The organism is Burkholderia sp. BCC1208 (genome assembly GCF_902833095.1).
In the GTDB taxonomy this organism is placed as follows: Bacteria; Pseudomonadota; Gammaproteobacteria; order Burkholderiales; family Burkholderiaceae; genus Burkholderia.
Genome location: NZ_CADFDY010000013.1, coordinates 107,940 through 132,161, shown reverse-complemented (window position 1 = coordinate 132,161; position 24,222 = coordinate 107,940). Strand labels below are relative to the sequence as shown.

Genomic DNA, 24,222 nt, shown 5'->3' with positions numbered 1-24,222 from the left:
CGCACCGGCATGCGGCGAAGCCATGCATGGGCTCGCCGCATGCCGCACGGCCGCCGCCGGTTCAGTGCGCGGCGAGCGTCACCGTCTGCGACAGCGCCTGCGGGTCGCGCGACGACGCGGCCGCCGACAGCCCGTAGCTGCCCGCGCCGATCCGCCATGCGTGCGCGCTCGCATCCCACACCGCGAAGCGCTGCGCCGGCACCGCGACGCTGACCGTGCGCGCCTCGCCCGGCTGCAGCGCGACCTTGGTCCAGCCGACGAGCCGCTTCGGCGGCTCGCCGAGCGACGCGGGCAGCGCCGCGTAGATCTGCACCGTATGCGTACCGGCGCGCGCACCGGTATTCGTCACCGTCACGCCGACCGTCACGTTGCCCGCGGCGTCAGCCTGCGCGGACATCGCCGACAACGCATACGTCGTGTACGACAGCCCGTAGCCGAACGGGAACAGCGGCTCGATCGCCTTGGCGTCGAACCAGCGATAGCCGTACGCGAGCCCTTCCGCATAAACGTTCCGCAGGTTCGACGGATCGATCGTCGGCTGCGGCAGGTCGGCCTCCTGCTTCGGGAACGTCAGCGGCAGCCGGCCCGACGGATTCGCATCGCCGAACAGCAGGTCGGCGATCGCCTGGCCGCCTTGCGCGCCCGGATACCACGCGTCCAGCACGCCATGCACGTTCGCGAGCCACGGCATCAACACCGGGCTGCCGTTCTCGAGCACGACGATCACGCGCTTGGCCTTCGCGGCGACCGCGGCGATCAGCGCGTTCTGGTCGTATTGCTGGTTGTACGGGTCCGCCTTCGCATCGGGCAGCGACAGGCTCGCGAGGTCGAGCCCTTCCGTCTGCCACTGCGTGGCGAACACGATCGCGACATCGGCCTGTGCGGCCGCGCTCGCCGCGGCATTCGCGTCGGTCCCGTCGAGATAGCTGACCGACGCGTTCGGCGCCTTCGCGCGAATCGCCGCGAGCGGCGCGGACTTGTACCAGGTCGCGCACCCGCCGAACAGCATATTGGCCGGTTGCTGGCAGGACGTCACCGCGTTGCCGTCGATCGCCGGCACCGCACCCGAGCCGCCGCCCGACAGCACGCCCGCGTCCGCGTGGCCGCCGATCACGACGACCGACTTGAGCGTGCCGGCGGCGAGCGGCAGCACCGGCTGCGTGTCGCCCGGCGCGGCCGCGTTCTTCAGCAGTACCGCCGCTTGCCGTGCGATCGCGAGCGCGTCGGCGTTGCCGGCGACTTCGTCGATCGCGCCGCCCGGCTTCGGCGGCGCGTCCATCACGCCGATGCGGATCAGCGTGCGCAGCTTGCGCTGCACCATGTCGTTCAGCCGAGCGACCGACACGCTGCCGGCCTGCAGCGCCGCGCGCAGCTTCGAATTGAAGTACGAGCCGAGCGGCGCGTTGCCGTCGTCGGCCGCGCCCGGCTGTTCCTCGTCGAGCCCGGCCTGCACGGCCGCGACCGTCGAGTGCGTCGCGCCCCAGTCGGACTGCACGACGCCCTTGAAACCCCACTCGTTCTTCAGCACCGTCGTCAGCAGATACGGGTTCTCGCACGCATACACCCCGTTCAGCTTGTTGTACGAGCACATCACGTTGCCCGGCTGGCCGCCCTTCACGCCGATCTCGAACGCGAGCAGTTCTGCCTCGCGCATGGTCCGCTCGTCGACGACCGAATCGACCGTCATCCGGTTGGTTTCCTGGTCGTTGAACGCGAAATGCTTGATTGTCGCGATCACCTTCTGCGCCTGCGTGGCCTGCGTGCGCGCGGCGCTCAGCGTGCCCGCGAGCACCGGGTCCTCGCCCATGTATTCGAAGGTGCGGCCGTTGCGCGGCTCGCGCGCGAGGTTCACGCCCCCGCCGAGACCTTCCGCGAAGCCGAGCGCACGCAATTCGAGCGCGATGCGCGTGCCGTAGGTGCCCGCGAGCGCCGGGTCCCACGTCGCCGCGAGTGCGACCGGCGCGGGCAGCGCGGTCACGCGTGCATTCTTCACGTTCACGCCGCCCGCCGAATCGGCGCTGCTGACCGCCGGAATGCCGAGCCGGGGCACGCCCGGGATGTAGCTTGCGCCGTTCAGCGCGTCGGGCGGAAACGGGCCACCCAGGCTGAGCGCGGGCATGCCGGTGCCATGCACGAGCTGCAGCTTCTCGTCGGTCGTCAGTTGCCCGACGAGCGCGGCCGCGCGCTGGTCGGCGGCCGCGTCGGGGTCGGCCGGCGCATGGATGTCGTCGCCGCCGCACGACGCAAGCAGCACCGTGAGCGCACATGCGGACGCAATCGTCGAACACCGGAACAGCGAAGTTTTCATTGATCCTCCAGAATCGTTCTGTTGTACTTGTCGCCTCACTCCAGCGTCCAAGTCTAAGAATCGACCGGTCACCACGCTTGACCGGCAGGAGCATGCGTTGACCTCTCGCAGCGGGGACAAACCCGAACGGCATGACGACAGGGAGACAGACATGGAGTTGCAACAGAAATCGGTATCCGTCCGGATCTACCGCTGGCTGTGCGAAGACGCGCGTGCGAACGGCATCGATCCCGCACCGCTTTACGCGACGCTCGGCATCGGGCCAGCCGAGCTCGCCGACGACACGCGCCGCATCGCGGGCGACCGGCACGTGGCCGCGATGCAACTGACGAGCGGCTGGCCGCTGTCATGGCATCGCCCGCCGCCGCAGGTCGTGCCGTGGCTCGTGCCGTTTCCCGAACTCGCGGGTATCACGTGCAATGCGGCGACGCTGCGCGACGCGCTGCACGGCTACCTGCACTACCGCGAGCTGATCGGCAACGTCGACTGGGTGTTCGCGCACGAGAACGGCGACGCGATCGCGCTCGAGTACGTGAACGAAGGAGACGGCCGGCACGCGGGCAGCGCGTTCGCGAATCTCGCGATCCTCGTGGCGCTCGCGCGCCTGTACGATCCGCACGTGCGCATCGACGACGCCGCATTCGCCGGCCGCGCGTTCGCGCCCGTTGCCGCGCTGCGCGACATGCTCGGCGCGCCGGTGTCGTTCGATGCCCCGCACAACCGCATCGTGCTGCGCTCCGCGCACGTCGACACGCCGTTCGAGTGCTACAACGCACCGCTCGCCGCCATCCAGCGTCATGCGGCCGACGCCGCACGCGAACGCGTGCGCGCACGTTCGACGTTCGGCTCGTCGGTGGAGCAATGCGTGCGCGACTGGCTGCGCACCGCCGACGACACCGACGTGCCGACCGATACGCTGATGCAGCACGTATGCACGCGCTTCGCGATGTCGCGCTGGACGCTGCGCCGGCGCCTGCATCGCGAAGCGGTCGGTTTCCATGCGCTCGTCGCGCAGGCGCGGCTCGGCGAGGCGCGCGACCTGCTGCTCAATACGCAGTTGCCGATCGGCGAGATCGGCGTGCGCGTCGGCTTCCGTTCGACGAGTGCGTTCACGCGCTTCTTCACGCGCGAACTCGGCGCGGCGCCCAGCCGCTTTCGCGACGGGCACGGCGACCGGCGGCGTTGACGCCCGTTTTTTCTGAGACACTGGCGGCTTCGCATCCCGCCGCCCTGCCATGTCCTGGTTTCTGTATCTGATCGAATGCACCGACGACAGCGTCTACACGGGCATCACGACCGATGTCGCCGCGCGCTTCGACGAGCACGCGTCCGGCAAGGGCGCGCGCTACACGCGCTCGCGCAAGCCGCGCGCGGTGCTCGCGTCGTTTCCGCTGCCCGACCGGTCGAGCGCGTCGCGCGCCGAATACTGGGTGAAGCGGCTCACGCCCGCGAAAAAGCGCGAGCTGGCAGCCGGCATACGGACACTGGAATCGGTGTTGCCGGTGGCGGTCACGCTCGACGAAAGTGGCGACACGGCGGGGACGAAAGCGATGGCGCGTGGGCGGAAGAAGGGGAAGACAGAGAACGTCGACGATGCGGCGAAGACGGCTGCAACGGAACAGGCCGCCGGGAAAAAGGCGAAGACCAGGAAACTTGCCGGATCCGCAACGGCCGCGAAGCCTGCAAAGACGGCAAAGCCTGCGAAGGGCAAACAAGCGTCGAAGTCGACGAAGACAAATAAAGCCGCGCCGGACGCGAAACGTACAAAAACCGACGGCGATGCAGCGGCAGCCGCAAAAAAGACGTCGTCGCGTGGCACGCCGGTAAAGAAAACCGGCTCGCCCTCCTCCGCGTCGCCAAAAAGGAAGGCACCGGCCGCCACAGCGGCCGCGAACGTACGCGAAGACGCCGCTTCCGCATCGGCCCGCCGCCGTCCGGCGGCCACGAAAGCCGCCGGGGCGATCGCTCCGTCCGTTGCCCCGCCCCGCGCGAAGCGCGCGAAGAAAGCACCGGCCGCCCCGCTGCCGCCCGCTTCCCCGCCCGCTCGCCGGAAAACCGTGCGCGCAAAACAAAACCGCGCGGCCTCCTGAGGAGACCCGCGCGGTTGGCGTTCCGTACGAGCCGGCCGTCGGCCGGCACGCCGCTTACTTCTTGTAGTTCGCGGCGCCGTCGGTAATTTCCTTGTGCGCGGCTTCGATGCCGGCCCAGCCTTCGACCTTCACCCACTTGCCCTTCTCGAGCGCCTTGTATTGCTCGAAGAAGTGCTTGATCTGGTCCTTCAGGTACTCGGGCACGTCGTCGATCGTCTTCAGGTTCGCCGTCATCGGGCAGATCTTGTCGTGCGGCACCGCGACCAGCTTCGCGTCGACGCCCGACTCGTCCGTCATCTGCAGCATGCCGAGCACGCGCGAACGCACGAGCGAGCCGGCCAGCAGCGGGAACGGCGTGATCACCAGCACGTCGACCGGATCGCCGTCGCCCGACAGCGTCTGCGGGATGTAGCCGTAGTTCACCGGGTAGCGCATGCCCGTGCCGATGAAGCGGTCGACGACGAGAAGGCCCAGTTCCTTGTCCGCCTCGTACTTCACCGGATCGCTTTGCGCGGGAATCTCGATGATCACGTTGAAATCTTGCGGCAGGTCCTTGCCGGCCGGAACATGATTGAAGCTCATGAGCACTCTCTGTAGGTCGATGGGAATTCGGGACAGGGCGCCTCGGCCGATGCACCGCCGCGGGCGTCCCCCAAAAAAGGAATGCGCCATTATAGCCAATCGACCGGTGGCGTCCGGATGACGATCGGCGCGATAATCGTTCCGGATGTCCGGCCGTCGAACCGGCGGCCGCGTTGCACGTCGACTACGAAGCACGGGATCCGGGCAAGCGCCAAAGCGTCAGTTTGGGTCGACCGCGATGCATGGGACCCAACCAAGCGCCAAAGCGCCAACTTGGGTCGACCGTGATGCATGGGACCCAACCAAGCGCTAAAGCGCCAACTTGGGTCGACCGCGATGCATGGGACCCAAGTAAGCGCTAAAGCGCTAACTTGGGTCGACAGGAGCAAGCATGGAAGAGGCGAAGCACTTCATCGCGGGCGAATGGACGTTGCCCGCGCAACTGGAAACCATCGCGGTCGTCGATCCGTCCGACGGCCAGCCGTTCGCGACGATCGCGCGCGGCACCGCGCCCGACATCGAACGCGCGGTCGCCGCGGCCCGCGACGCGTTCGCGGGCCCGTGGGGCGCCACGAGCGCCGCCGAACGCGGCCGCGTGCTGATGCGGCTGTCGGCGCGCGTGGCCGACCATCTCGAGGAACTCGCCGCGATCGAGGCGCGCGACACCGGCAAGCCGCTGAAGCAGGCGCGCGCCGACGCGGCCGCGCTCGCGCGCTACTTCGAGTTCTACGCGGGCGCCGCCGACAAGCTGCACGGCGAAACCCTCCCCTATCAGGCCGGCTACACGGTGCTGACGGTGCGCGAGCCGCACGGCGTCACGGGCCATATCGTGCCGTGGAACTACCCGATGCAGATCTTCGGGCGCAGCGTCGGCGCGGCGCTCGCGGCCGGCAACGCCTGCGTGGTCAAGCCGGCCGAGGACGCGTGCCTGTCCCTGCTGCGCGTGGCCGAGCTGGCCGCCGAGGCCGGGCTGCCGGCCGGCGCGCTCAACATCGTCACCGGCTACGGCCATGAAGCGGGCGCCGCGCTCGCCCGCCATCCGGGCATCGACCACATCTCGTTTACGGGTTCGCCGGCCACCGGCAAGCTGGTCACGCAAATGGCGGCCGAGAACCACGTGCCGGTCACGCTCGAGCTCGGCGGCAAGTCGCCCCAAATCGTGTTCGCCGATGCCGATCTCGAAGCGGCCCTACCCGTACTCGTGTCCGCGATCGTGCAGAACGGCGGGCAGACCTGCTCGGCCGGTAGCCGCGTGCTGATCGAGCGCGCGGTGTACGAGCCGCTCATCGAGCGCCTCGCCACCGCGTTCAACGGGCTGCGCGTCGGCCCGAGCCGCGCCGATCTCGACTGCGGCCCGCTGATCAACGCGAAGCAGCAGCAACGCGTGTGGGATTTCCTGTCCGACGCGCAGCACGACGGCATTCCGATGGCCGCGCACGGGCAGGTCGTCGCGGATGCGCCCGAAAGCGGCTTCTACCAGGCGCCGGCGCTGTTGCGCGACGTACCGCCGTCGCATCGGCTCGCCCAGGAGGAAGTATTCGGCCCCGTGCTCGCGGCGATGCGTTTCGTCGACGAGGACGAAGCCGTCGCGCTCGCGAACGGCACGCCGTACGGCCTCGTCGCGGGCATCTGGACGCGCGACGGCGCACGCCAGATGCGGCTTGCGCGGCGCCTGCGCGCGGGCCAGGTGTTCATCAACAACTATGGCGCGGGCGGCGGCGTCGAGTTGCCGTTCGGCGGCGTCGGCCATTCGGGCCACGGCCGCGAGAAAGGCTTCGAGGCGCTTTACGGCTTCACCGCGCTGAAGACGATCGCGATCCGGCACGGCTGAACGCACGGCACGCAGCACGCGACAGGCGGCCGGCAGCGCCCGACCGCCTGTCGACGCACGACGACTCTCATGACCAGCACAGGAGACACACCATGCGGTTGAGCGGCAAGACGGCCATCGTCACGGGCGGCGGCTCGGGGTTCGGCGAAGGCATCGCGAAGACGTATGCGCGCGAAGGCGCGAACGTCGTCGTCAACGACCTGAACGGCGCGGCGGCCGAGCGCGTCGCGAGCGAGATCGCGCTCGCGGGCGGCAAGGCGATCGCGGTGGCCGGCGACGTATCGAAAGAGGACGACTGGCGCGCGCTGCTGCAGGCGGCGCTCGACGATTTCCATTCGGTGCAGATCGTCGTGAACAACGCCGGCACCACGCACCGCAACAAGCCCGTGCTCGACGTGACGGAAGCCGAATTCGACCGCGTGTACGCGGTCAACATGAAGAGCCTGTTCTGGTGCGTGCAGACCTTCGTGCCGTACTTCCGCGCCCAGGGCGGCGGCGTGTTCGTGAACGTCGCGTCGACGGCCGGCGTGCGCCCGCGCCCGGGCCTCGTCTGGTACAACAGCACGAAAGGCGCGATGATCACCGCGAGCAAGTCGCTCGCGGCCGAGCTCGGCGCCGACCGCATCCGCGTGAACTGCATCAACCCCGTACTCGGCGAAACCGCGCTGATGACCGAGTTCATGGGCTGCGAGGACACCCCGGAAAATCGCCGCCGCTTCCTCGCGACGATCCCGCTCGGCCGCTTCTCGACGCCGCAGGACATCGCGAACGCCGCGCTGTACCTTGCGTCCGACGAAGCCGAATTCATCACCGGCGTCTGCCTCGAAGTCGACGGCGGGCGCTGCATCTAGCCGTACCAGGCGGCACGATTACTCCGTCTTGCTTCGCACGAAACCGGCTCGGACGCGCCGCTGCGTCCGAGCCGGCCAACTACAACGACAGTGGCGCACGGGATCCAGGTAACCGCTCGAGCGCCAACTTTGATCGACAGGAGACAACATGGCTACATCGACGCAGTCGCTGCCGGGCTCGTCCGGCGCATTCGAGGAAGCAACCTACCGCAAGGTGTCGTGGCGGCTCGTGCCGCTCCTGCTGCTGTGCTACGTGGTCGCGTATCTCGACCGCGTGAACGTCGGGTTCGCGAAGCTGCAGATGGCGAGCGACCTGAACCTGAGCGATACCGTGTACGGGCTCGGCGCCGGGATCTTCTTCTTCGGCTATTTCCTGTTCGAGGTGCCGAGCAACATCATCCTGCACCGGGTGGGCGCCCGCGTGTGGATCGCCCGCATCATGGCGACGTGGGGCGTGATCTCGATCCTGACGATGTTCGTCACGACGCCCGCGATGTTCTACGTGATGCGCTTCCTGCTCGGCGTCGCCGAAGCGGGCTTCTTCCCCGGCGTGATCCTTTACCTCACCTACTGGTATCCCGCGCACCGGCGCGGCCGGATGACGACGTTCTTCATGACGGCCGTCGCGCTGTCCGGCGTGATCGGCGGCCCGATCTCGGGCTTCATCCTGAAGGCGTTCGACGGCGTGAGCGGCTGGCACGGCTGGCAATGGCTGTTCCTGCTCGAAGGCATTCCGTCGGTGCTCGCCGGCGTGCTCGTGTTCTTCGCGCTCGACGAGCGGATCGCGAAGGCGACGTGGCTGACCGATGAGGAAAAGGCGCTGCTCGCGCGCAACGTCGACGCAGAGGAAGCCACCAAGGAAGACCTGTCGCTCGGCGCGGTGATGTCGAGCCCGCGCGTGTGGCTGATGGCGCTGATCTATTTCTCGTTCGTGATGGGGCTCTACGGTGTCGGCTTCTGGCTGCCGACGATCATCAAGGCGACGGGCGTGACCGACACGTTCATGATCGGCCTGCTGTCGGCGATTCCCTATGCGGCCGCGGTGGTCGCGATGATCCTGATCGCGCGCAGCGCGGACAAGCACCGCGAACGCCGCTGGCACCTCGCGATTCCGGCCGCAATCGGCGCGCTCGGCCTCGTGCTGTCGGTGATCTGGGCGCACCAGACGTCACTCGCGATGCTCGGCCTCACGCTCGCGACGATCGGCATCCTGACGACGCTGCCGCTGTTCTGGAGCCTGCCGACCGCGTTCCTCGGCGGCACGGCCGCCGCGGCCGGCATCGCGATGATCAACTCGATCGGCAACCTCGCCGGCTTCCTGAGCCCGTACCTGATGGGCTGGCTCAAGCAGGTGACGGGCGCCAACGATTCGGGCATGTACATGCTGGCCGGGTTTCTCGTGCTCGGCGGGCTGCTTGCGCTGTCGGTGCCAAAGCGGCTCGTCGACAAGTGATGCGGGGTGCGTAAAAGCGCACCGGCACGCCGAACAGCCGAACCCGCCGGCCGACGGCCGGCCCACGAAACGCCCCGACGCCCGGCATTGCCCGGCCGCCGGGGCGTTTTCGACTTCGGACGGGCAACACCCGCACCGGCCGAGTGCTCCGCCGCCCGGATGACGGCACCCTGCGTCCGGACTGCCTCGCCCCGGACGAAAAAAAGCCCCGAAGGCCGATCGGCGTTCGGGGCTTTTACCGCGGCACGCGTCAGACCACGGTGATCGCGAGCGCGCTTTCGCGGTAGTGCTTCGCGGCCTTGTCGGTTTCGCCGAGATGCTCGAACAGACGGGCGAGCGCACGATGCGCACGCACCTTCAGCGCCTCGTTGTCGGCCAGCTTCAGCGCCGATTCGAGGAACGACTGCGCCTTGCCCCACAGCTGCTGCTGCTGGCAGAGGCGGCCGAGTGCGAACAGCAGGTCGGCATCTTCCGGATGATCCTTCTTCCAGCCTTCGGCCTTCTGAATCAGCGGCAGCGCATCGGCGCCCGCCGTGTCCGGATAACGACGCAGCAGGCGCGCATCCCAGTTGTGCGCGAGCGCGTCCTCGACGATGCGGCGCGCTTCGTTGCGGCGCTCGAGCGGCACGAGCAGCTCGGCCGCGAGATCGGCCAGACGCGGCGACTGGCGCTCGACCGGCGACAGCGACTGCCACACTTCGAGCAGCGCGTCCGGGTCGTGCCGGCGTTCGCGCAGCAGGTTTTCCGCTGCCTGCTGCCGCAGCCGCACGGCCGCGGCCGGATGCAGCGCCTCGCGCTTTTCGAGCGCCTTCGCGAGCTTCAGCACCTCGGCCCAGTTCTTCAGTTGCTGCTGCGCCCGCAACGCGACCTGCTGCGCGTGGATGCGCTTGCCGCCGGCCTGCATGTCAGCCAGCGCGGCGAGCGCACCGTCGGCATCGCGGGCGTCCGCGCGCATGTCGGCCGCGGCGAGCAGCCGTGCATCCTGCCATTCGGGCGCATCGACCTTCGACAGCCAGTCGTCGCGGCGCGTGTACTCGTGCATCCGGTGCGCGGCGGTGGCCGCGACGAGACTCGCGGCGCCCAGGTTCGCGTCGACCGACAGCGCTTCGCGCGCAGCCTTTTCAGCACGCGAGAAGCGGCCCGCGTACAGGTTCGCGATCGCATCGCGCAGCGACGCCTGGGCCTTCTCGTTGCGCGAACGCGCGCGATATGCGGCGACCCGCTGCGGCATGCGCCAGATGTTGCGCACGATGCGCAGCAGCGCATACACGACGATGAACAGCACGACGATGGCGATCACGAACAGGTTCAGCGACACGTCGATCCGGTACGGCGGATAGACGAGCAGCACCTGCCCCGCGTCGAAACGGCCGACGGTGGCGAGCGCGGCGGCGATCGCGAACAGGACCGCGAGCCAGACGATTCCTCGAAGCGTCATCGTTACCCCCGGCTCTTGAACTGCTGAACGGCGTTCAGGCTCGTGTTCAGGTTCGGCACCGCGACCGTCAGCGATGCGCCGTCAACCTGCTTGAGCAGATCCTCGACGGTCTGCGTGTCCTTCGACGCCTGATCGAAATACTTGCCGAGCGACGCCTGGGCGGCGTGCAGGTCGGCCTTCATCGCACTGTCGTTGCGCGCGAGCAGCGACAGCCGCGCGGTGAGCAGGCGCAGCTTCACGTTCTCGCGCACGAAGTAGCCCTGGTCGGGCGACGCGAGCATCGCGTCCGCGTTGTCGATCCGGCGCACCTGCACGAGGCCCTTCAATTGCTGGCCGAGACCGGCCGAGAAGTCGTGCCACCACACCTTCCAGCGCGGCTCGCCGGCGACGACCGACGATGCGGCGTCGGCCGGCGCGGCCTTCGGCGCCGCGTGCGGCACGATCGCCTCGCCCGACAGCGGCAGCGCGTCGATCTTGCCGATCGCGTCGTCGAGCTTGATCGCGAGGCCGGTGAGATCGGCTGCCGGCGCGGCCTTCAGTTTCTCGATGTCCTGCGCGAGCGCCTTGCGCACCGTGACGGCCTGCGCGCTCTGCGACGTCGCGAGACGCGCGTCGGCGTTCTGCAGCGCGATCAGCGCGAGCTGCGTGTTGCCGGTCAGTTGAAGCTGCTGGCTCGCGCTCGACAGCATCTGGTCGACTTCCTCGAGCATCCACGCATCGCGGTTGCGCGACAGGTCCTGGTATTGCTGCTGCAGCGCCTGCTGCGCGCTCTGCGCATCGGCGAGCTTGCCGTCGAGCTGCGCGAGCTGCGTGTCGACCTGGTGCGTGCCGGCGAGCGCCTGCTCGGTCTTCATCCGCGTTTCGGCCGCTTGCGCGTCGAGCGCCTTCTGGCGCGCGACGAACGAGCCGTCGAGCCGATCGATCTTGCGGTTCAGCGCGTAGCCGCCGACACCCGCCGCGCAGCCGAGCACGACGACGACGAACCACAGCACCGCGCTGCCGCCGCGGCGCGCACGCGGCTCGGGTGCGAGATAAGGGGGGCTGGACGGCGGCGCAGATGCAGCGGCCGGCTGGGAAGCGACGCTTTTGGAATCGTTGGTATCTGTCATGCGTTTAGTCACCGGTGCGGCTGTCGCCGGTTGGACGGCCTCGTCGGCCATCGTTCGAAACGCGCGGACGATGCGCTCATCGCCCGCGCCGGTCAGCGTAATCCTATCAAAACCCAATGCGCGCGCGGTCTGCTCGATCCGAGGGTGCGGCGTCACGAGCGGCGCATGCTTCAGCGCGTCGATCTCGGCGTCGTTCAGATGGGCCTGCGCGAGCTCGTGCAGGTTGCGCACACCTTCCGAACTCGTGACCAGCCATGCGTGCGGCTGGCCGTCGAGCAGCACGTGCACGCGCTCCCACGCGCCGACGCGCGGCTCCGGCACGACGCGCCGGTAGGCGGCAACGAGCGTGACGTCCGCGCCGGCCTCGCGCAGGCGCTCGGCGAGCCATTCGCGCCCGCCGTCGCCGCGCACGATCAGCACGCGCTTGCCCGCCAGCGCCTGCGCGTCGCCGAACGCGGCCTCGATGCTCGCGAACAGGCTTTCCGAATCGTAATGGGGCACGCCGCCGTCGGCCGGCGCCTGCGGTGCGATCACGCGATGCGCGGGCGCCGCGATGCCGTGACGCTCCAGCGCCGCGACGCTGCCGGGCCCGACCACGCCGACGGGCAGCGCGTTCGGCCAGATCGCACCGTACCGCGCGAGCGCACGGTCGATCGCGTTCGGCGACACGAAAATCACCAGCGCGTAGTCGGCCAGCGCGGCGAACGCGGCGTCGAGCGGCGCCGGATCGTCGACCGGCGCGATGTCGATCAGCGGGAATTCGAGCACGTCGCAACCGGCATCGGCCAGTTGCGACGCAAGCGCGTCGGACTGGCCGTCCGGACGCGTCAGGACAGCGGTGAACGCGCGCGCGCCGCCCGCCATCAGGCGTCGCCCTTGCCCGCGGCCTGCGAGCTCGCGAGCAGCGCGTGGACGATGTCGAGCGCGCCTTGCGCCTCGAGGTCGTCGGACACCGCGCGGCCGAGCGCGAGCGCATCGGCGACGGTCATGGCCGCACCGCACGCCTCGGCCGTCAGCACGCGCTTGCCGTCGGTGGTCGACACCCGGCCCGTCAGGTACAGCTCGCCCGCACGCCACACCGCGTGCGCGGCGAGCGGCACCTCGCAACTGCCGCCGAGCGCGCGCGACACCATCCGCTCGGCCTCGACCGCGAGCGCGGTCTGCCGGTCATGCAGCGGCGCGAGCCACGCGGCGATGTCGCCGCGGTGCGCGGCGATCTCGATGCCGAGCGCGCCCTGGCCGGCCGCGGGCGGGCTGGCCTCGACGTCGAGCAGCGCGCGGATCCGCGCTTCGAGGCCGAGGCGTTTCAGGCCCGCCGCCGCAAGGATGATCGCCACGTAGTCGCCGCGGTCGAGTTTCGCGAGACGCGTGTCGAGGTTGCCGCGCAGCGGCAGGACCTCGAGCTGCGGATAACGCGAACGCAGCATCGCTTCGCGACGCAGGCTCGACGTGCCGACGACGGCGCCGGCCGGCAGCGCGTCGAGCGACGCGTAGTCGTTCGACACGAATGCATCGCGCGGATCCTCGCGCTCCATGATCGCGGCGAGCGAAAAGCCGTCGGGCAGCGCCATCGGCACGTCCTTCAGCGAATGCACCGCGAGATCGGCGCGGCCGTCGGCCAGCGCGCTCTCCAGTTCCTTCACGAACAGGCCCTTGCCGCCGACCTTCGACAGCGTGCGATCGAGAATCTGATCGCCGCGCGTCGTCATCCCGAGGATTTTCACGTCACAAGCTGGATATAATTTGCGCAGCGCATCACGCACATGTTCGGCTTGCCACATCGCCAGACGGCTCTCGCGCGAAGCAATCGTCAACGTCGCGGGCGGCCGTGCCTGTTGCGGCCCGGCCGCGGGGGTCTCGGAATTCATTGCTGGAACATCGAAGGACGGGATTGAAGACCGAACAATGGTAGCACGCACGCCCCGGCCGCCCGAGCCCGGAGCCTGCGCCCGGCCTGCTTCCGTGCGGGTCGCGGCGCCGTTGTGCGGATGTGTCGCACGTAGCTGGTTGCTTGACCGCAGTTCCCGCAGTTTCCGCAGTTCCTTTTGACTCGAGCTTTCCCAAGGAAACCCATCGTGAAGTCTTCCGGATCGGCGCGTACGGCGCGCCGCAATGCTGCCTTGCCCTCCCCCGACGCCCCCACGGGCACGCTCGCCACCGCCGCGAACGGCCGTGCGAAAACGGCAAAGAAACCCACGGCAACGAAACCGAAAGACCCGATACGTCAGACAAAACGCGCGATGCAGGCCGCCGGCCCCGCCGCCCGCCAGGCCGTCGCGCCGAAGGCCGGCACCCGCACGCGCGACGACAAGGACCGCCCGCTGTTCGAGGACATCCGCTTCCTCGGCCGCCTGCTCGGCGACGTCGTGCGCGAACAGGAAGGCGATACCGTATTCGACGTGGTCGAGGCGATCCGTCAGACCGCGGTCAAGTTCCGCCGCGAGGACGACAGCGAAGCCGCGCAGACGCTCGAGAAGAAGCTGCGCAAGCTGACGCCGGAGCAGACGGTGAGCGTCGTGCGCGCGTTCAGCTACTTCTCGCACCTCGCGAACATCGCGGAAGACCGCCACCACAACCGCCGCCGCCGCATCCACGCGCTGGCGGGCTCCGCGCCGCAGCCCGGCACGGTCGCGTACGCGCTCGACCAGCTGAAAACCACCGGCAACGCGTCGAAGCGCCTGCTGCAACGCTTCTTCGACGATGCGCTGATCGTGCCGGTGCTGACCGCGCACCCGACCGAAGTGCAGCGCAAGAGCATCCTCGACGCGCAGCACGACATCGCGCGCCTGCTCGCCGAGCGCGATCAGGAACTGACCGCGCGCGAGCGCCAGTACAACGAAGCGATGCTGCGCGCGCGCGTGACCGCGCTGTGGCAGACGCGCATGCTGCGCGACTCGCGCCTGACGGTCGGCGACGAAATCGAGAACGCGCTGTCGTACTACCGCGCGACGTTCCTCGACGAGCTTCCCGCGCTGTACGGCGACATCGAGGCCGCGCTCGCCGAGCACGGCCTGTCGGCCCGCGTGCCCGCGTTCTTCCAGATGGGCAGCTGGATCGGCGGCGATCGCGACGGCAACCCGAACGTGACCGCGCCGACGCTCGACGAGGCGATCAACCGCCAGGCCGCGGTGATTCTCGAACACTATCTGGAACAGGTGCACAAGCTCGGCGCCGAGCTGTCGGTGTCGAACCTGCTGGTCGGCGCGAACGATGCGGTGAAGGCGCTCGCGGCAGCATCGCCCGACCAGTCGCCGCACCGCGTCGACGAACCGTATCGCCGCGCGCTGATCGGCATCTACACGCGGCTCGCCGCGAGCGCGCGCGTGCGCGTCGGCGAAGGCACGGTACCCGTGCGCAGCGCGGGCCGCGGCGCGCCGCCGGTGCGCGCGATTCCGTACGAGGATTCCGAAGCGTTCGTCGCCGATCTGAAGGTGCTGACCGCGTCGCTCGACGAACACCACGGCACGTCGCTCGCCGCGCCGCGCCTCGCGCCGCTCGTGCGCGCGGCCGAAGTGTTCGGCTTCCATCTGGCGAGCATCGACCTGCGCCAGAGTTCCGACATCCACGAGGCGGTGGTCGCCGAGCTGTTCGCGCGCGCGGGCGTCGAGGCCGACTATGCGGCGCTCGCCGAGGAAGACAAGCTGCGCGTGCTGCTCGCCGCGCTCGCCGATCCGCGCCCGCTGCGTTCGCCGTACCTCGAATACTCGGCGCTCGCGCAAAGCGAGCTCGGCGTGTTCGAGAAGGCGCGCGAGGTCCGCGCGCAATTCGGTGCGCGTGCGGTGCGCAACTACATCATTTCGCACACGGAAACCGTCAGCGACCTCGTCGAAGTATTGCTGCTGCAGAAGGAGACGGGTCTGCTCGAAGGCACGCTCGGCGTGCAGGGCAGCAACGCGCGCAACAGCCTGATGGTAATTCCGCTGTTCGAGACGATCCCCGACCTGCGCGACGCGTCGCGCATCATGCGCGAATACTTCGCGTTGCCGGGCATCGACGCTTTGATCGCGCACCAGGGCGCCGAACAGGAAGTGATGCTCGGCTACTCCGACAGCAACAAGGACGGCGGCTTCCTCACGTCGAACTGGGAGCTGTATCGCGCGGAACTCGCGCTCGTCGACCTGTTCCGCGAGCGCAAGATCACGCTGCGACTGTTCCATGGCCGCGGCGGCACGGTCGGCCGCGGGGGCGGCCCGACCTACCAGGCGATCCTGTCGCAGCCGCCGGGCACCGTGAACGGCCAGATCCGCCTGACCGAACAGGGCGAGGTGATCGCGAGCAAGTTCTCGAACCCGTCGATCGGCCGGCGCAACCTCGAGACGGTCGTCGCCGCGACGCTCGAGGCGTCGCTGCTGCCGCAGTCGAACGCACCGGCGCAGTTGCCCGCGTTCGAAGGCGCGATGCAGACGCTGTCGGACTCGGCGATGGCCGCGTATCGCGCGCTCGTCTACGAAACCCCGGGCTTCACCGACTACTTCTTCGCGTCGACGCCGATCACCGAGATCGCCGAGCTGAACATCGGCAGCCGCCCGGCGTCGCGCAAGCTGCAGGATCCGAAGCAGCGCAAGATCGAGGACCTGCGCGCGATTCCGTGGGGCTTCTCGTGGGGTCAGTGCCGATTGCTGCTGACCGGCTGGTACGGCTTCGGCAGCGCGGTGAGCGCGTATCTCGACGGCGCGTCCGACGACGCCGAACGCGCGAAACGCGTCACGCTGCTGAAGAAGATGAACAAGACCTGGCCGTTCTTCGCGAACCTGCTGTCGAACATGGACATGGTGCTCGCGAAGACCGATCTCGCGGTCGCGTCGCGCTATGCGCAACTCGTGCCCGACCGCAAGCTGCGCAAGCACGTGTTCGAGCGGATCGTCGCGGAATGGGAGCGCACGTCGCAGGCGCTCGCTGAAATCACCGGGCACGAAGGCCGCCTCGCGACCAACCCGCTGCTCGCGCGCTCGATCAAGAACCGCTTCCCGTATCTCGATCCGCTGAATCACCTGCAGGTCGAGCTGATCAAGCGTCACCGCGCGGGCGACACGAACGCGCGGCTGCGCCGCGGGATTCACCTGACGATCAACGGGATCGCGGCCGGCCTGCGCAACACCGGCTGACCGCGGGCCGCGCGGGCGCCGGGCCTGTTCGGCGCCGGCCGGGATAACGAAAGCCGCGATACGCGCCCATGCGTATCGCGGCTTTTTTCATGCGGCCGCAACCGGCGCAGCGCGCGCCGCACGCTCAGTGCGCGTCGATCAGCAACGCATCGTGCTCGAACGAACCGTCGGGCTGCACCGCGTAATAGCCGCGCACCTCGTCCGGCGCATGCGCCCACAGCGCGCGAATGCCGGCGACGCTGTCGGCCGGCGTGCGGATGCGCGCGACCCACGTGTCGAAATCGATCGGCAGCCGCCAGCGGCTGTGCACCTGCGCGTCGAAGCCGGCTGCGCGGAACATCGCGAGCCATTCGTCCGCGCGGTAGTCGCGCACGTGCGACGCGTCGCGCAGCACTTCCGCGGCCTGCAGGTACGTATCGAGGAGCGGATGGTCGTTGCCGGCGATGTCGATCATCAGCACGCGCCCACCCGGCTTCAGCACGCGGCGCACCTCGGCGAGAGCCGCGCGCATGTCGTGCCAGTGGTGCGCGCTCATCCGGCTCACGACCCAGTCGAACGTCGCGGCGTCGAACGGCAGCCGCTCGGCGGGGCCCTGCCGCGTGCGGATGTTCGCGAGCCCGCGCTCGCGTGCGGCCGCGTCGACGGTCGCGAGCATCGGGGCGGCGAGATCGTACGCGACCACGTCGCGCACGTGCGGCGCGACCGCGAAACTCGCGTGGCCGGCGCCGCAACCGAGGTCGAGCACCGCCGCATCGGGCGTCGCACGCACCGCGTCGGCGAGCGTCTGCAGGTCGGCGCCCGTCGCATGAACCGTGCTCGTCAGATAGGCGGCGGCCGTCGTGCCGAATGCGTCGGCGACCTGGTCGTGGTGTTTCATCGTTCGCTCCTTTCCGTGATGCAGTCGGTCAAACCCACGCTTGAGCGCGCGATCCGGCCCCGTGCAACGTTTTGTGGGACGCGCGCTGCCCTGCCGACGCGCGAGCCGCTACAATAGGCCCGCATGTGTACCAGTACAAGTTAAGCAGTTATTCTGGTATTCGATCCACCCGTCTGATCGTTGCCGCGTCTTCGTATCCACTTCGCCGTTTCCGCATGAACCAGCCGTCCTCCGCCCCCGTCCCGCCGCTCGACGCCTCGCCCGCTCGCGCGCTCGGCGAATTCATCCGCGCCCATCGCGAGCGACTGTCGCCGCAGGCCGTCGGCCTGCCGCCCGGCCCGCGCCGCCGCACGCCGGGGCTGCGGCGCGAGGAAGTCGCGCAACTGTGCGGCGTCAGCCCGACCTGGTACACGTGGATCGAACAGGGCCGGCCCGTATCGGCCTCGGCCGACGCGCTGGCCCGGATCGCCGTCGCGCTGCAACTGTCGAAGGCCGAGCGCGCGTACCTGTTCGAGCTGGCCGCGCAGCGCGACCCGGCCGAGCCCGACGTCGCGGGCGGCGACCTGCCGCCGACGCTCGCCGCGACCGTCGCGGCGATCGCGACGCCCGCCTACGTGCTCGACCGCCAATGGAACGCGCTCGCGTGGAATGCGCCGGCCGCCGCGCTCTTTTCCGGCTGGCTCGACGGCGAGCACGACCGCAACCTGCTGCGCTTCACGTTCATGTCGCCGGCCGCCCGCACGCTGATCGTCGACTGGGAAACCCGCGCGCGGCGGCTCGCGGCCGAATTCCGCGCCGATGCGATCCGCCACCTGACCGATGCGCCGACGCGCGCGCTGATCGACGCGCTGACGGCCGGCAGCGACGCGTTCGCGCAGTACTGGGCATCCCAGGACGTGTTCGAGCGCGAAGGCGGGCTGCGCGAATTCGACCACCCGGCCGACGGCCGCCTCGTGTACCAGCAGATCACGCTGAAGCCCGCGCATCGGGAAGATCTGAAGCTCGTCGTGCTGGTGCGCGACTGAGCATCGGCCGCGCCCGCAAAGGCGGGCGGGCCGGCCCGCGAATGTTAGAATCGCGGGATTCCCTCGGCGGCGCACGCCGCCCAACACCCCTTCGAAGAATCGCCATGACGTCCCAACTGCACAAAAAGGGCGAGGCCTGGTCGGCCCGCTTCTCGGAACCGATGTCGGAGCTGGTCAAGCGCTACACGTCGTCGGTGTTTTTCGACAAGCGCCTCGCGCTCGTCGACATCGCCGGCTCGCTCGCGCACGCGAACATGCTCGCCGCGCAGAAGATCATCAGCGCCGACGACCTGGCCGCGATCGAACGCGGGATGGCGCAGATCAAGGGCGAGATCGAGCGCGGCGAATTCGAATGGCAGCTCGACCTGGAAGACGTCCACCTGAACATCGAGGCGCGCCTGACCGCGCTGATCGGCGATGCCGGCAAGCGCCTGCACACGGGCCGCTCGCGCAACGATCAGGTCGCGACCGACATCCGCCTGTGGCTGCGCGGCGAGATCGACCGCATCGGCGGCCTGCTGAACGACCTGCGCGGCGCGCTGATCGACCTCGCGGAACAGAACGCCGACACGATCATGCCGGGCTTCACGCACCTGCAGGTCGCGCAGCCGGTCACGTTCGGCCACCACCTGCTCGCGTACGTCGAGATGTTCACGCGCGACGCGGAACGCATGCGCGACTGCCGCACCCGCGTGAACCGCCTGCCGCTCGGCGCGGCCGCGCTCGCGGGCACGAGCTACCCGATCGACCGTCACGCGGTCGCGAAGACGCTCGGCTTCGACGGCATCTGCGCGAACTCGCTCGACGCGGTGTCCGATCGCGACTTCGCGATCGAATTCACCGCGGCGTCCGCGCTCGTGATGACGCACGTGTCGCGCTTCTCCGAAGAGCTCGTGCTGTGGATGAGCCCGCGCGTCGGCTTCATCGACATCGCCGACCGCTTCTGCACCGGCAGTTCGATCATGCCGCAGAAGAAGAACCCGGACGTGCCCGAGCTCGCGCGCGGCAAGACCGGCCGCGTGAACGGCCACCTGATGGCGCTCCTCACGCTGATGAAGGGTCAGCCGCTCGCGTACAACAAGGACAACCAGGAAGACAAGGAACCGCTGTTCGACACGGTCGACACCGTCGCCGACACGCTGCGGATCTTCGCCGAGATGGTCGCCGGCATCACCGTGAAGCCGGACGCGATGCGCGCGGCCGCGCTGCAGGGCTTCTCGACCGCCACCGATCTCGCCGACTACCTCGTGAAGCGCGGCCTGCCGTTCCGCGACGCGCACGAAGCCGTCGCGCACGCGGTGAAGATCTGCGACGACCGCGGCATCGACCTCGCCGACCTGACGCTCGACGAGATGAAGCAGGAACTGCCGAACGTCGCGCACCTGATCGGCGACGACGTGTTCGGCTACCTGACGCTCGAAGGGTCGGTCGCGAGCCGCAACCATCCGGGCGGCACCGCGCCCGACCAGGTGCGTGAGGCCGTCAAGGCTGCCCGCGCCGCGCTGGGCAAGTAACGCCTGCAGTCCCGGACGGACGCCTTCGGCGTCCGTTTTTCATTCGGGCGGCCGGCGCGCCGCCCATCGCTTTCCCCGCTTCACGGATGCCCCGATGACCTTTTCCGCCGCGCTCTTCGACATGGACGGCCTGCTCGTCGATTCCGAACGGACCATCATGAACACGTGGATCGACGTGTCGAACGCGCACGGCGTCGTGCTGACCGAGATCGATTATCTGCAGATCGTCGGCCGCTCGTTCGCCGAAGGCCAGGTGATCCTCGCGCGACTGATCGGCCACCCCGACACGTTCGACGCGGTGCGCATCCGCGTGCGCGAGCAACTCGCCGCACCCGAACCCCATCCGAAGTTTCCGCTGAAGTCGGGCGCGCTCGCGCTGCTCGAAACGCTCGCGCAGGCCGGCATTCCGTGCGCGGTCGCGTCGTCGTCCGCGCGCGACGTGATCCGCGCGCGGCTCGACGCAGTGGGCGTGCTGCCGTTCTTCCGCGCGATCGCGGGCGGCGACGAAGTCGCGCGCGGCAAGCCCGACCCGGCCGTCTACCGGCTCGCGGCCGAGCGCCTCGGCGTGCCGGCCCACGCGTGCGTCGCGTTCGAGGACAGCGACTTCGGCGCGCAGTCGGCCGCCGGCGCGGGCGCCGCGGTCGTCACCGTGCCCGATCTGAAGGCACCGACGCCCGACATCGTCGCGCTGAGCCTGCACGTGCTCGCGTCGCTCGACGATGCGGTCGCGCTCGTGCCGTCGTGGTTCGGCCGGCTGGACACGCAGCAGCCCGCGTAAGCGGCGCACGCGAGCCGCCAATGCAAACGGGCACCCGAGGGTGCCCGTTTTGCGTTGCCGCGCCGGATCACTGGCATCGCGGCGGTTCCTACCCGTTGCCGGCAGTCTCCGACAACCGCTTCATCGTCGCGATGCGCGCACCGATCAGATCGACGCGGCCGTCCTCGCCGACGAGCGGCGCCGTCGCATCGCGGAACGCCACCCACGCGCGCTGCGCGCGCACGAGCGTCGCGGCCGAATGCGCGGGCATCTTGCGGCGCAGCTTCTGGTAATAGCGGTTCAGGTCGAACAGCGCATGTTCGCACGCGGCGTCCTGCGCGCACGGCCGCACGCGGCGGATCGCAGGATCGCGCGGCACGTTCGCCGGCTTGGCGCCGGCCGGCACCGCCGCACCCGCACCGCCCTGCGCACCGCTCGTCGCCGCGACCGGCACGGCGGCGGGCGGCGGTGCATAGCGATCGGCCGCCCCGCGCAGCGCCAGCGCGCGATCGCGCACCGGCTGCAGCTGCATGTCGGCGCTCGACATCGCATACGCGGTGCCGCGCGTCGTGTCGTACACGGCCTGCAGCAGATGCACTTCGTCCTTGCGCCACGTGAGCCAGCGGCGCTGGCTGTCCTGCCAGCCGCGCTTCGCGTCGGCCGGCGCATCCTTCAACAGGCGCTGGTACGCGCCGTCCATCACTGCCTGCCACTGCTGCTGCGCTTCGCCCATGCACTGGATCTGGCCGGCCGGCGACGACCGGTCGCGCCGCGCGAGACATTGCCGCATCGCGACGTCGATCGGGTCGGCCGCCGCGACTTCCGCATGAACGACACCCGCGCCTGCGAGCCCGGTCAATCCTGCCGCCCAGACGACGAGCGCGGCCAGCGCCGCACGCATCGTCCGGAATCGTCCGTGCGTCGCCATCAGTCGCGCACGCAGTCGACGAAGTACTCGACGCGGCCGTTCACCTCTTCCGCGACCAGGCCGTGGATGTCGGTGTGGAAGCCCGGGAAACGCTCGTTGAAGTCGCGCGCGAACCGCAGGTAGTTCACGATCGTCTTGTTGAAGCGTTCGCCCGGGATCAGCAGCGGAATGCCCGGCGGGTACGGCGTGAGCAGGATGCTCGTCACGCGGCCTTCGAGCTCGTCGAGCGGCACGCGGTCGATCTTGCGGTGCGCGAGCTTCGCGAACGCGTCCGACGGCTTCATCGCCGGCTCCATGTCCGACAGGTACATCTCCGTCGTCAGGCGGGCGATGTCGTTCGCGCGGTACACGTCGTGGATCTGCGTGCACAGGTCGCGCAGGCCGACGCGCTCGTAGCGTGGATGCTGCGCGACAAATTCCGGCAGCACGCGCCAGAGCGGCTGGTTATTGTCGTAGTCGTCCTTGAACTGCTGCAGCTCGGTCACCATCGAGTTCCAGCGGCCCTTCGTGATGCCGATCGTGAACATGATGAAGAACGAGTACAGGCCGGTCTTCTCGACGATGATCCCGTGTTCGGCCAGATACTTCGTGACGATCGCGGCCGGAATGCCGGTCTCGCCGAACTCGCCGTCGACGTCGAGCCCCGGCGTGATGATCGTCGCCTTGATCGGGTCGAGCATGTTGAAGCCTTCCGCGAGCGGGCCGAAGCCGTGCCAGTGGTCGTTCGGCTTCAGCATCCAGTCCTCGCGCGAACCGATGCCTTCCTCGGACAGGTTGTCCGGGCCCCACACGCTGAAGAACCAGTCGTCGCCGTATTCGGCGTCGACCTTGCGCATCGCGCGGCGGAAGTCGATCGCCTCGGCGATCGATTCCTCGACGAGCGCGGTGCCGCCCGGCGGCTCCATCATCGCGGCCGCGACGTCGCACGACGCGATGATCGCGTACTGCGGGCTCGTCGACGTGTGCATCAGGTACGCCTCGTTGAAGCGGTGCTTGTCGAACGTGCGGTTCTCCGAATCCTGCACGACGATCTGCGATGCCTGCGAGATGCCGGCGAGCAGCTTGTGCGTCGAGTGCGTCGCGAACACGAGCGCGCCCGTGCGCGGACGGCCGTCGCCGATCGCGTGCATGTCGCGGTAGAAATCGTGGAACGTCGCGTGCGGCAGCCACGCTTCGTCGAAGTGCAGCGTGTCGAGCAGGTCGCCGAGCAGGTCCTTGATCATCTCGACGTTGTAGACCACGCCGTCGTACGTGCTCTGCGTGATCGTCAGGATCCGCGGCTTCATGTCCGGGTTCTCGCGCAGCGCCTCGCGCGCGAACGGGTTCGCCTCGATCTTCTTGCGGATGTTCTCCGGCTTGAATTCGTCGCGCGGGATCGGGCCGATGATGCCGAAATGGTTGCGCGTCGGCGTGAGGAACACGGGGATCGCGCCCGTCATCGTGATCGCGTGCAGGATCGACTTGTGGCAGTTGCGGTCGACCAGCACGATGTCGCCCGGCGCGACCGTCGCGTGCCAGACGATCTTGTTCGACGTCGACGTGCCGTTGGTCACGAAGAACAGGTGATCGGCGCTGAAGATGCGCGCCGCGTTGCGCTCGGACGCGGCGACCGGGCCCGTGTGATCGAGCAGCTGGCCGAGTTCGTCCACCGCGTTGCAGACGTCCGCGCGCAACATGTTCTCGCCGAAGAACTGGTGGAACATCTGGCCGAGCGGGTTCTTCAGGAACGCGACGCCGCCCGAGTGACCCGGGCAGTGCCACGAGTACGAACCTTCGTCCGCGTACTTGACGAGTTCCTTGAAGAACGGCGGCGCGAGCGAATCGAGATAGACCTTCGCTTCGCGGATGATGTGGCGCGCGACGAACTCCGGCGTGTCCTCGAACATGTGGATGAAGCCGTGCAGTTCGCGCAGGATGTCGTTCGGCAGATGCCGCGACGTGCGCGTCTCGCCGTACAGGAAGATCGGGATGTCCGCGTTGCGGCGACGCACTTCGGTGACGAACGCGCGCAGCTCGATGATCGCGGTGGCCAGCTCGGGCAGCTCGCCGTCCGCGCCGGTTTCGCCGAGCATGAGTTCGTCGTCGTCGATCGACAGGATGAAGCACGACGCGCGGCTCGATTGCTGCGCGAACGACGTCAGATCGCCGTAGCTCGTGAGGCCGAGGACTTCGACGCCCTCCTTCTCGATCGCTTCGGCCAACGCCCGGATGCCGGAGCCCGAGATGTTCTCGGAGCGGAAATCTTCGTCGATGATGACGACGGGGAAACGAAACTTCATGGGCGATTCTCCAAAAAGAACGACCGCGGCGCGTCACGCGCAGCGGTCACCCGGAAACTGGTGAGACGTTATGCA

Annotated in this window: 17 protein-coding genes; 9 read left to right on the top strand and 8 right to left on the bottom strand. The window is 68.9% G+C overall.

The features are described from left to right. Positions 1-61 precede the first annotated feature (61 nt). A complete protein-coding gene (locus HWX09_RS29505; protein WP_027785117.1) occupies positions 62-2,308 on the bottom strand; it encodes a glycoside hydrolase family 3 C-terminal domain-containing protein in 2,247 nt (748 codons plus the stop codon). A gap of 151 nt (positions 2,309-2,459) precedes the next feature. Between HWX09_RS29505 and HWX09_RS29500 the strand changes: the two genes are divergently transcribed. Together HWX09_RS29500 and HWX09_RS29495 are read left to right on the top strand one after the other, a co-directional pair. Then, on the top strand, positions 2,460-3,494 hold the full coding sequence (locus HWX09_RS29500) for an AraC family transcriptional regulator (protein ID WP_027785118.1): 1,035 nt from the start codon (positions 2,460-2,462) through the stop codon (positions 3,492-3,494). Positions 3,495-3,543: 49 nt separating this feature from the next. Continuing rightward, complete coding sequence (locus tag HWX09_RS29495; RefSeq protein WP_027785119.1) at positions 3,544-4,398, top strand: GIY-YIG nuclease family protein; 855 nt, start codon at positions 3,544-3,546, stop codon at positions 4,396-4,398. Positions 4,399-4,452: 54 nt separating this feature from the next. On the opposite strand, the gene ppa is transcribed toward HWX09_RS29495, so the two are convergent. Then, the gene (ppa, locus tag HWX09_RS29490; RefSeq protein WP_027785120.1) at positions 4,453-4,980 is read right to left on the bottom strand and encodes an inorganic diphosphatase; all 528 of its coding nucleotides are present in this window, start codon (positions 4,978-4,980) and stop codon (positions 4,453-4,455) included. Between the two features lie 391 nt (positions 4,981-5,371). Between ppa and HWX09_RS29485 the strand changes: the two genes are divergently transcribed. From HWX09_RS29485 to HWX09_RS29475, 3 genes are all read left to right on the top strand, one after another. Then, positions 5,372-6,811, top strand: coding sequence for an aldehyde dehydrogenase family protein (locus HWX09_RS29485; RefSeq protein WP_027785121.1), 1,440 nt, complete (start codon positions 5,372-5,374; stop codon positions 6,809-6,811). Positions 6,812-6,903: 92 nt separating this feature from the next. Next, positions 6,904-7,662, top strand: a complete 759-nt coding sequence (locus tag HWX09_RS29480; RefSeq protein WP_027785122.1) for an SDR family oxidoreductase — start codon at positions 6,904-6,906, stop codon at positions 7,660-7,662. A gap of 148 nt (positions 7,663-7,810) precedes the next feature. Beyond that, positions 7,811-9,115: an MFS transporter gene (locus HWX09_RS29475; RefSeq protein ID WP_027785123.1), complete on the top strand. Its 1,305-nt coding sequence runs from the start codon at positions 7,811-7,813 to the stop codon at positions 9,113-9,115. A 250-nt stretch (positions 9,116-9,365) separates the two neighbouring features. On the opposite strand, the gene HWX09_RS29470 is transcribed toward HWX09_RS29475, so the two are convergent. From HWX09_RS29470 to hemC, 3 genes are read right to left on the bottom strand one after another with little or no spacing between them, the layout of a single operon-like run. Next, positions 9,366-10,553, bottom strand: a complete 1,188-nt coding sequence (locus HWX09_RS29470) for a heme biosynthesis protein HemY (RefSeq protein ID WP_027785124.1) — start codon at positions 10,551-10,553, stop codon at positions 9,366-9,368. 2 nt (positions 10,554-10,555) lie between these two features. Continuing rightward, positions 10,556-12,526, bottom strand: a complete 1,971-nt coding sequence (gene hemDX / locus HWX09_RS29465; protein WP_027785125.1) for a fused uroporphyrinogen-III synthase HemD/membrane protein HemX — start codon at positions 12,524-12,526, stop codon at positions 10,556-10,558. After that, complete coding sequence (gene hemC, locus HWX09_RS29460; protein ID WP_027785126.1) at positions 12,526-13,530, bottom strand: hydroxymethylbilane synthase; 1,005 nt, start codon at positions 13,528-13,530, stop codon at positions 12,526-12,528. Before hemC ends, hemDX begins: the two co-directional genes overlap by 1 nt. Before the next feature lie 207 nt (positions 13,531-13,737). Here hemC and ppc point away from each other — a divergent pair, with 207 nt between their 5' ends. Next, positions 13,738-16,767 carry a phosphoenolpyruvate carboxylase gene (ppc, locus tag HWX09_RS29455; protein WP_027785127.1) on the top strand — a complete coding sequence of 1,010 codons (3,030 nt, stop codon included), beginning with the start codon at positions 13,738-13,740 and terminating at the stop codon, positions 16,765-16,767. A 124-nt stretch (positions 16,768-16,891) separates the two neighbouring features. Here the strand turns inward: ppc and HWX09_RS29450 are convergent, their stop codons facing one another. Beyond that, positions 16,892-17,644, bottom strand: a complete 753-nt coding sequence (locus HWX09_RS29450) for a class I SAM-dependent methyltransferase (RefSeq protein ID WP_027785128.1) — start codon at positions 17,642-17,644, stop codon at positions 16,892-16,894. 215 nt (positions 17,645-17,859) lie between these two features. On the opposite strand from HWX09_RS29450, the gene HWX09_RS29445 reads away from it, so the two are divergent. The 3 genes from HWX09_RS29445 (at position 17,860) to HWX09_RS29435 (ending at position 20,961) form a co-directional block, all read left to right on the top strand. Continuing rightward, positions 17,860-18,669 carry a helix-turn-helix transcriptional regulator gene (locus HWX09_RS29445; RefSeq protein ID WP_027785129.1) on the top strand — a complete coding sequence of 270 codons (810 nt, stop codon included), beginning with the start codon at positions 17,860-17,862 and terminating at the stop codon, positions 18,667-18,669. 104 nt (positions 18,670-18,773) lie between these two features. After that, positions 18,774-20,183, top strand: a complete 1,410-nt coding sequence (argH, locus tag HWX09_RS29440; protein ID WP_027785130.1) for an argininosuccinate lyase — start codon at positions 18,774-18,776, stop codon at positions 20,181-20,183. 94 nt (positions 20,184-20,277) lie between these two features. Then, positions 20,278-20,961 carry an HAD family phosphatase gene (locus tag HWX09_RS29435; protein ID WP_027785131.1) on the top strand — a complete coding sequence of 228 codons (684 nt, stop codon included), beginning with the start codon at positions 20,278-20,280 and terminating at the stop codon, positions 20,959-20,961. An 88-nt stretch (positions 20,962-21,049) separates the two neighbouring features. Here the strand turns inward: HWX09_RS29435 and HWX09_RS29430 are convergent, their stop codons facing one another. Continuing rightward, complete coding sequence (locus HWX09_RS29430; RefSeq protein WP_027785132.1) at positions 21,050-21,868, bottom strand: lysozyme inhibitor LprI family protein; 819 nt, start codon at positions 21,866-21,868, stop codon at positions 21,050-21,052. Beyond that, positions 21,868-24,147, bottom strand: a complete 2,280-nt coding sequence (locus tag HWX09_RS29425; protein ID WP_027785133.1) for an arginine/lysine/ornithine decarboxylase — start codon at positions 24,145-24,147, stop codon at positions 21,868-21,870. The genes HWX09_RS29430 and HWX09_RS29425 overlap by 1 nt, the downstream gene beginning before the upstream one ends. Between the last annotated feature and the right edge of the window lie 75 nt (positions 24,148-24,222).

Bases quoted from the DNA above. Each gene is read 5' to 3' on its own strand.
- HWX09_RS29505 (WP_027785117.1), bottom strand. From the start codon at position 2,308: ATGAAAACTTCGCTGTTCCGGTGTTCGACGATTGCGTCCGCATGTGCG.
- HWX09_RS29500 (WP_027785118.1), top strand. From the start codon at position 2,460: ATGGAGTTGCAACAGAAATCGGTATCCGTCCGGATCTACCGCTGGCTG.
- HWX09_RS29495 (WP_027785119.1), top strand. From the start codon at position 3,544: ATGTCCTGGTTTCTGTATCTGATCGAATGCACCGACGACAGCGTCTAC.
- ppa (WP_027785120.1), bottom strand. From the start codon at position 4,980: ATGAGCTTCAATCATGTTCCGGCCGGCAAGGACCTGCCGCAAGATTTC.
- HWX09_RS29485 (WP_027785121.1), top strand. From the start codon at position 5,372: ATGGAAGAGGCGAAGCACTTCATCGCGGGCGAATGGACGTTGCCCGCG.
- HWX09_RS29480 (WP_027785122.1), top strand. From the start codon at position 6,904: ATGCGGTTGAGCGGCAAGACGGCCATCGTCACGGGCGGCGGCTCGGGG.
- HWX09_RS29475 (WP_027785123.1), top strand. From the start codon at position 7,811: ATGGCTACATCGACGCAGTCGCTGCCGGGCTCGTCCGGCGCATTCGAG.
- HWX09_RS29470 (WP_027785124.1), bottom strand. From the start codon at position 10,553: ATGACGCTTCGAGGAATCGTCTGGCTCGCGGTCCTGTTCGCGATCGCC.
- hemDX (WP_027785125.1), bottom strand. From the start codon at position 12,526: ATGGCGGGCGGCGCGCGCGCGTTCACCGCTGTCCTGACGCGTCCGGAC.
- hemC (WP_027785126.1), bottom strand. From the start codon at position 13,530: ATGAATTCCGAGACCCCCGCGGCCGGGCCGCAACAGGCACGGCCGCCC.
- HWX09_RS29450 (WP_027785128.1), bottom strand. From the start codon at position 17,644: ATGAAACACCACGACCAGGTCGCCGACGCATTCGGCACGACGGCCGCC.
- HWX09_RS29445 (WP_027785129.1), top strand. From the start codon at position 17,860: ATGAACCAGCCGTCCTCCGCCCCCGTCCCGCCGCTCGACGCCTCGCCC.
- argH (WP_027785130.1), top strand. From the start codon at position 18,774: ATGACGTCCCAACTGCACAAAAAGGGCGAGGCCTGGTCGGCCCGCTTC.
- HWX09_RS29435 (WP_027785131.1), top strand. From the start codon at position 20,278: ATGACCTTTTCCGCCGCGCTCTTCGACATGGACGGCCTGCTCGTCGAT.
- HWX09_RS29430 (WP_027785132.1), bottom strand. From the start codon at position 21,868: ATGGCGACGCACGGACGATTCCGGACGATGCGTGCGGCGCTGGCCGCG.
- HWX09_RS29425 (WP_027785133.1), bottom strand. From the start codon at position 24,147: ATGAAGTTTCGTTTCCCCGTCGTCATCATCGACGAAGATTTCCGCTCC.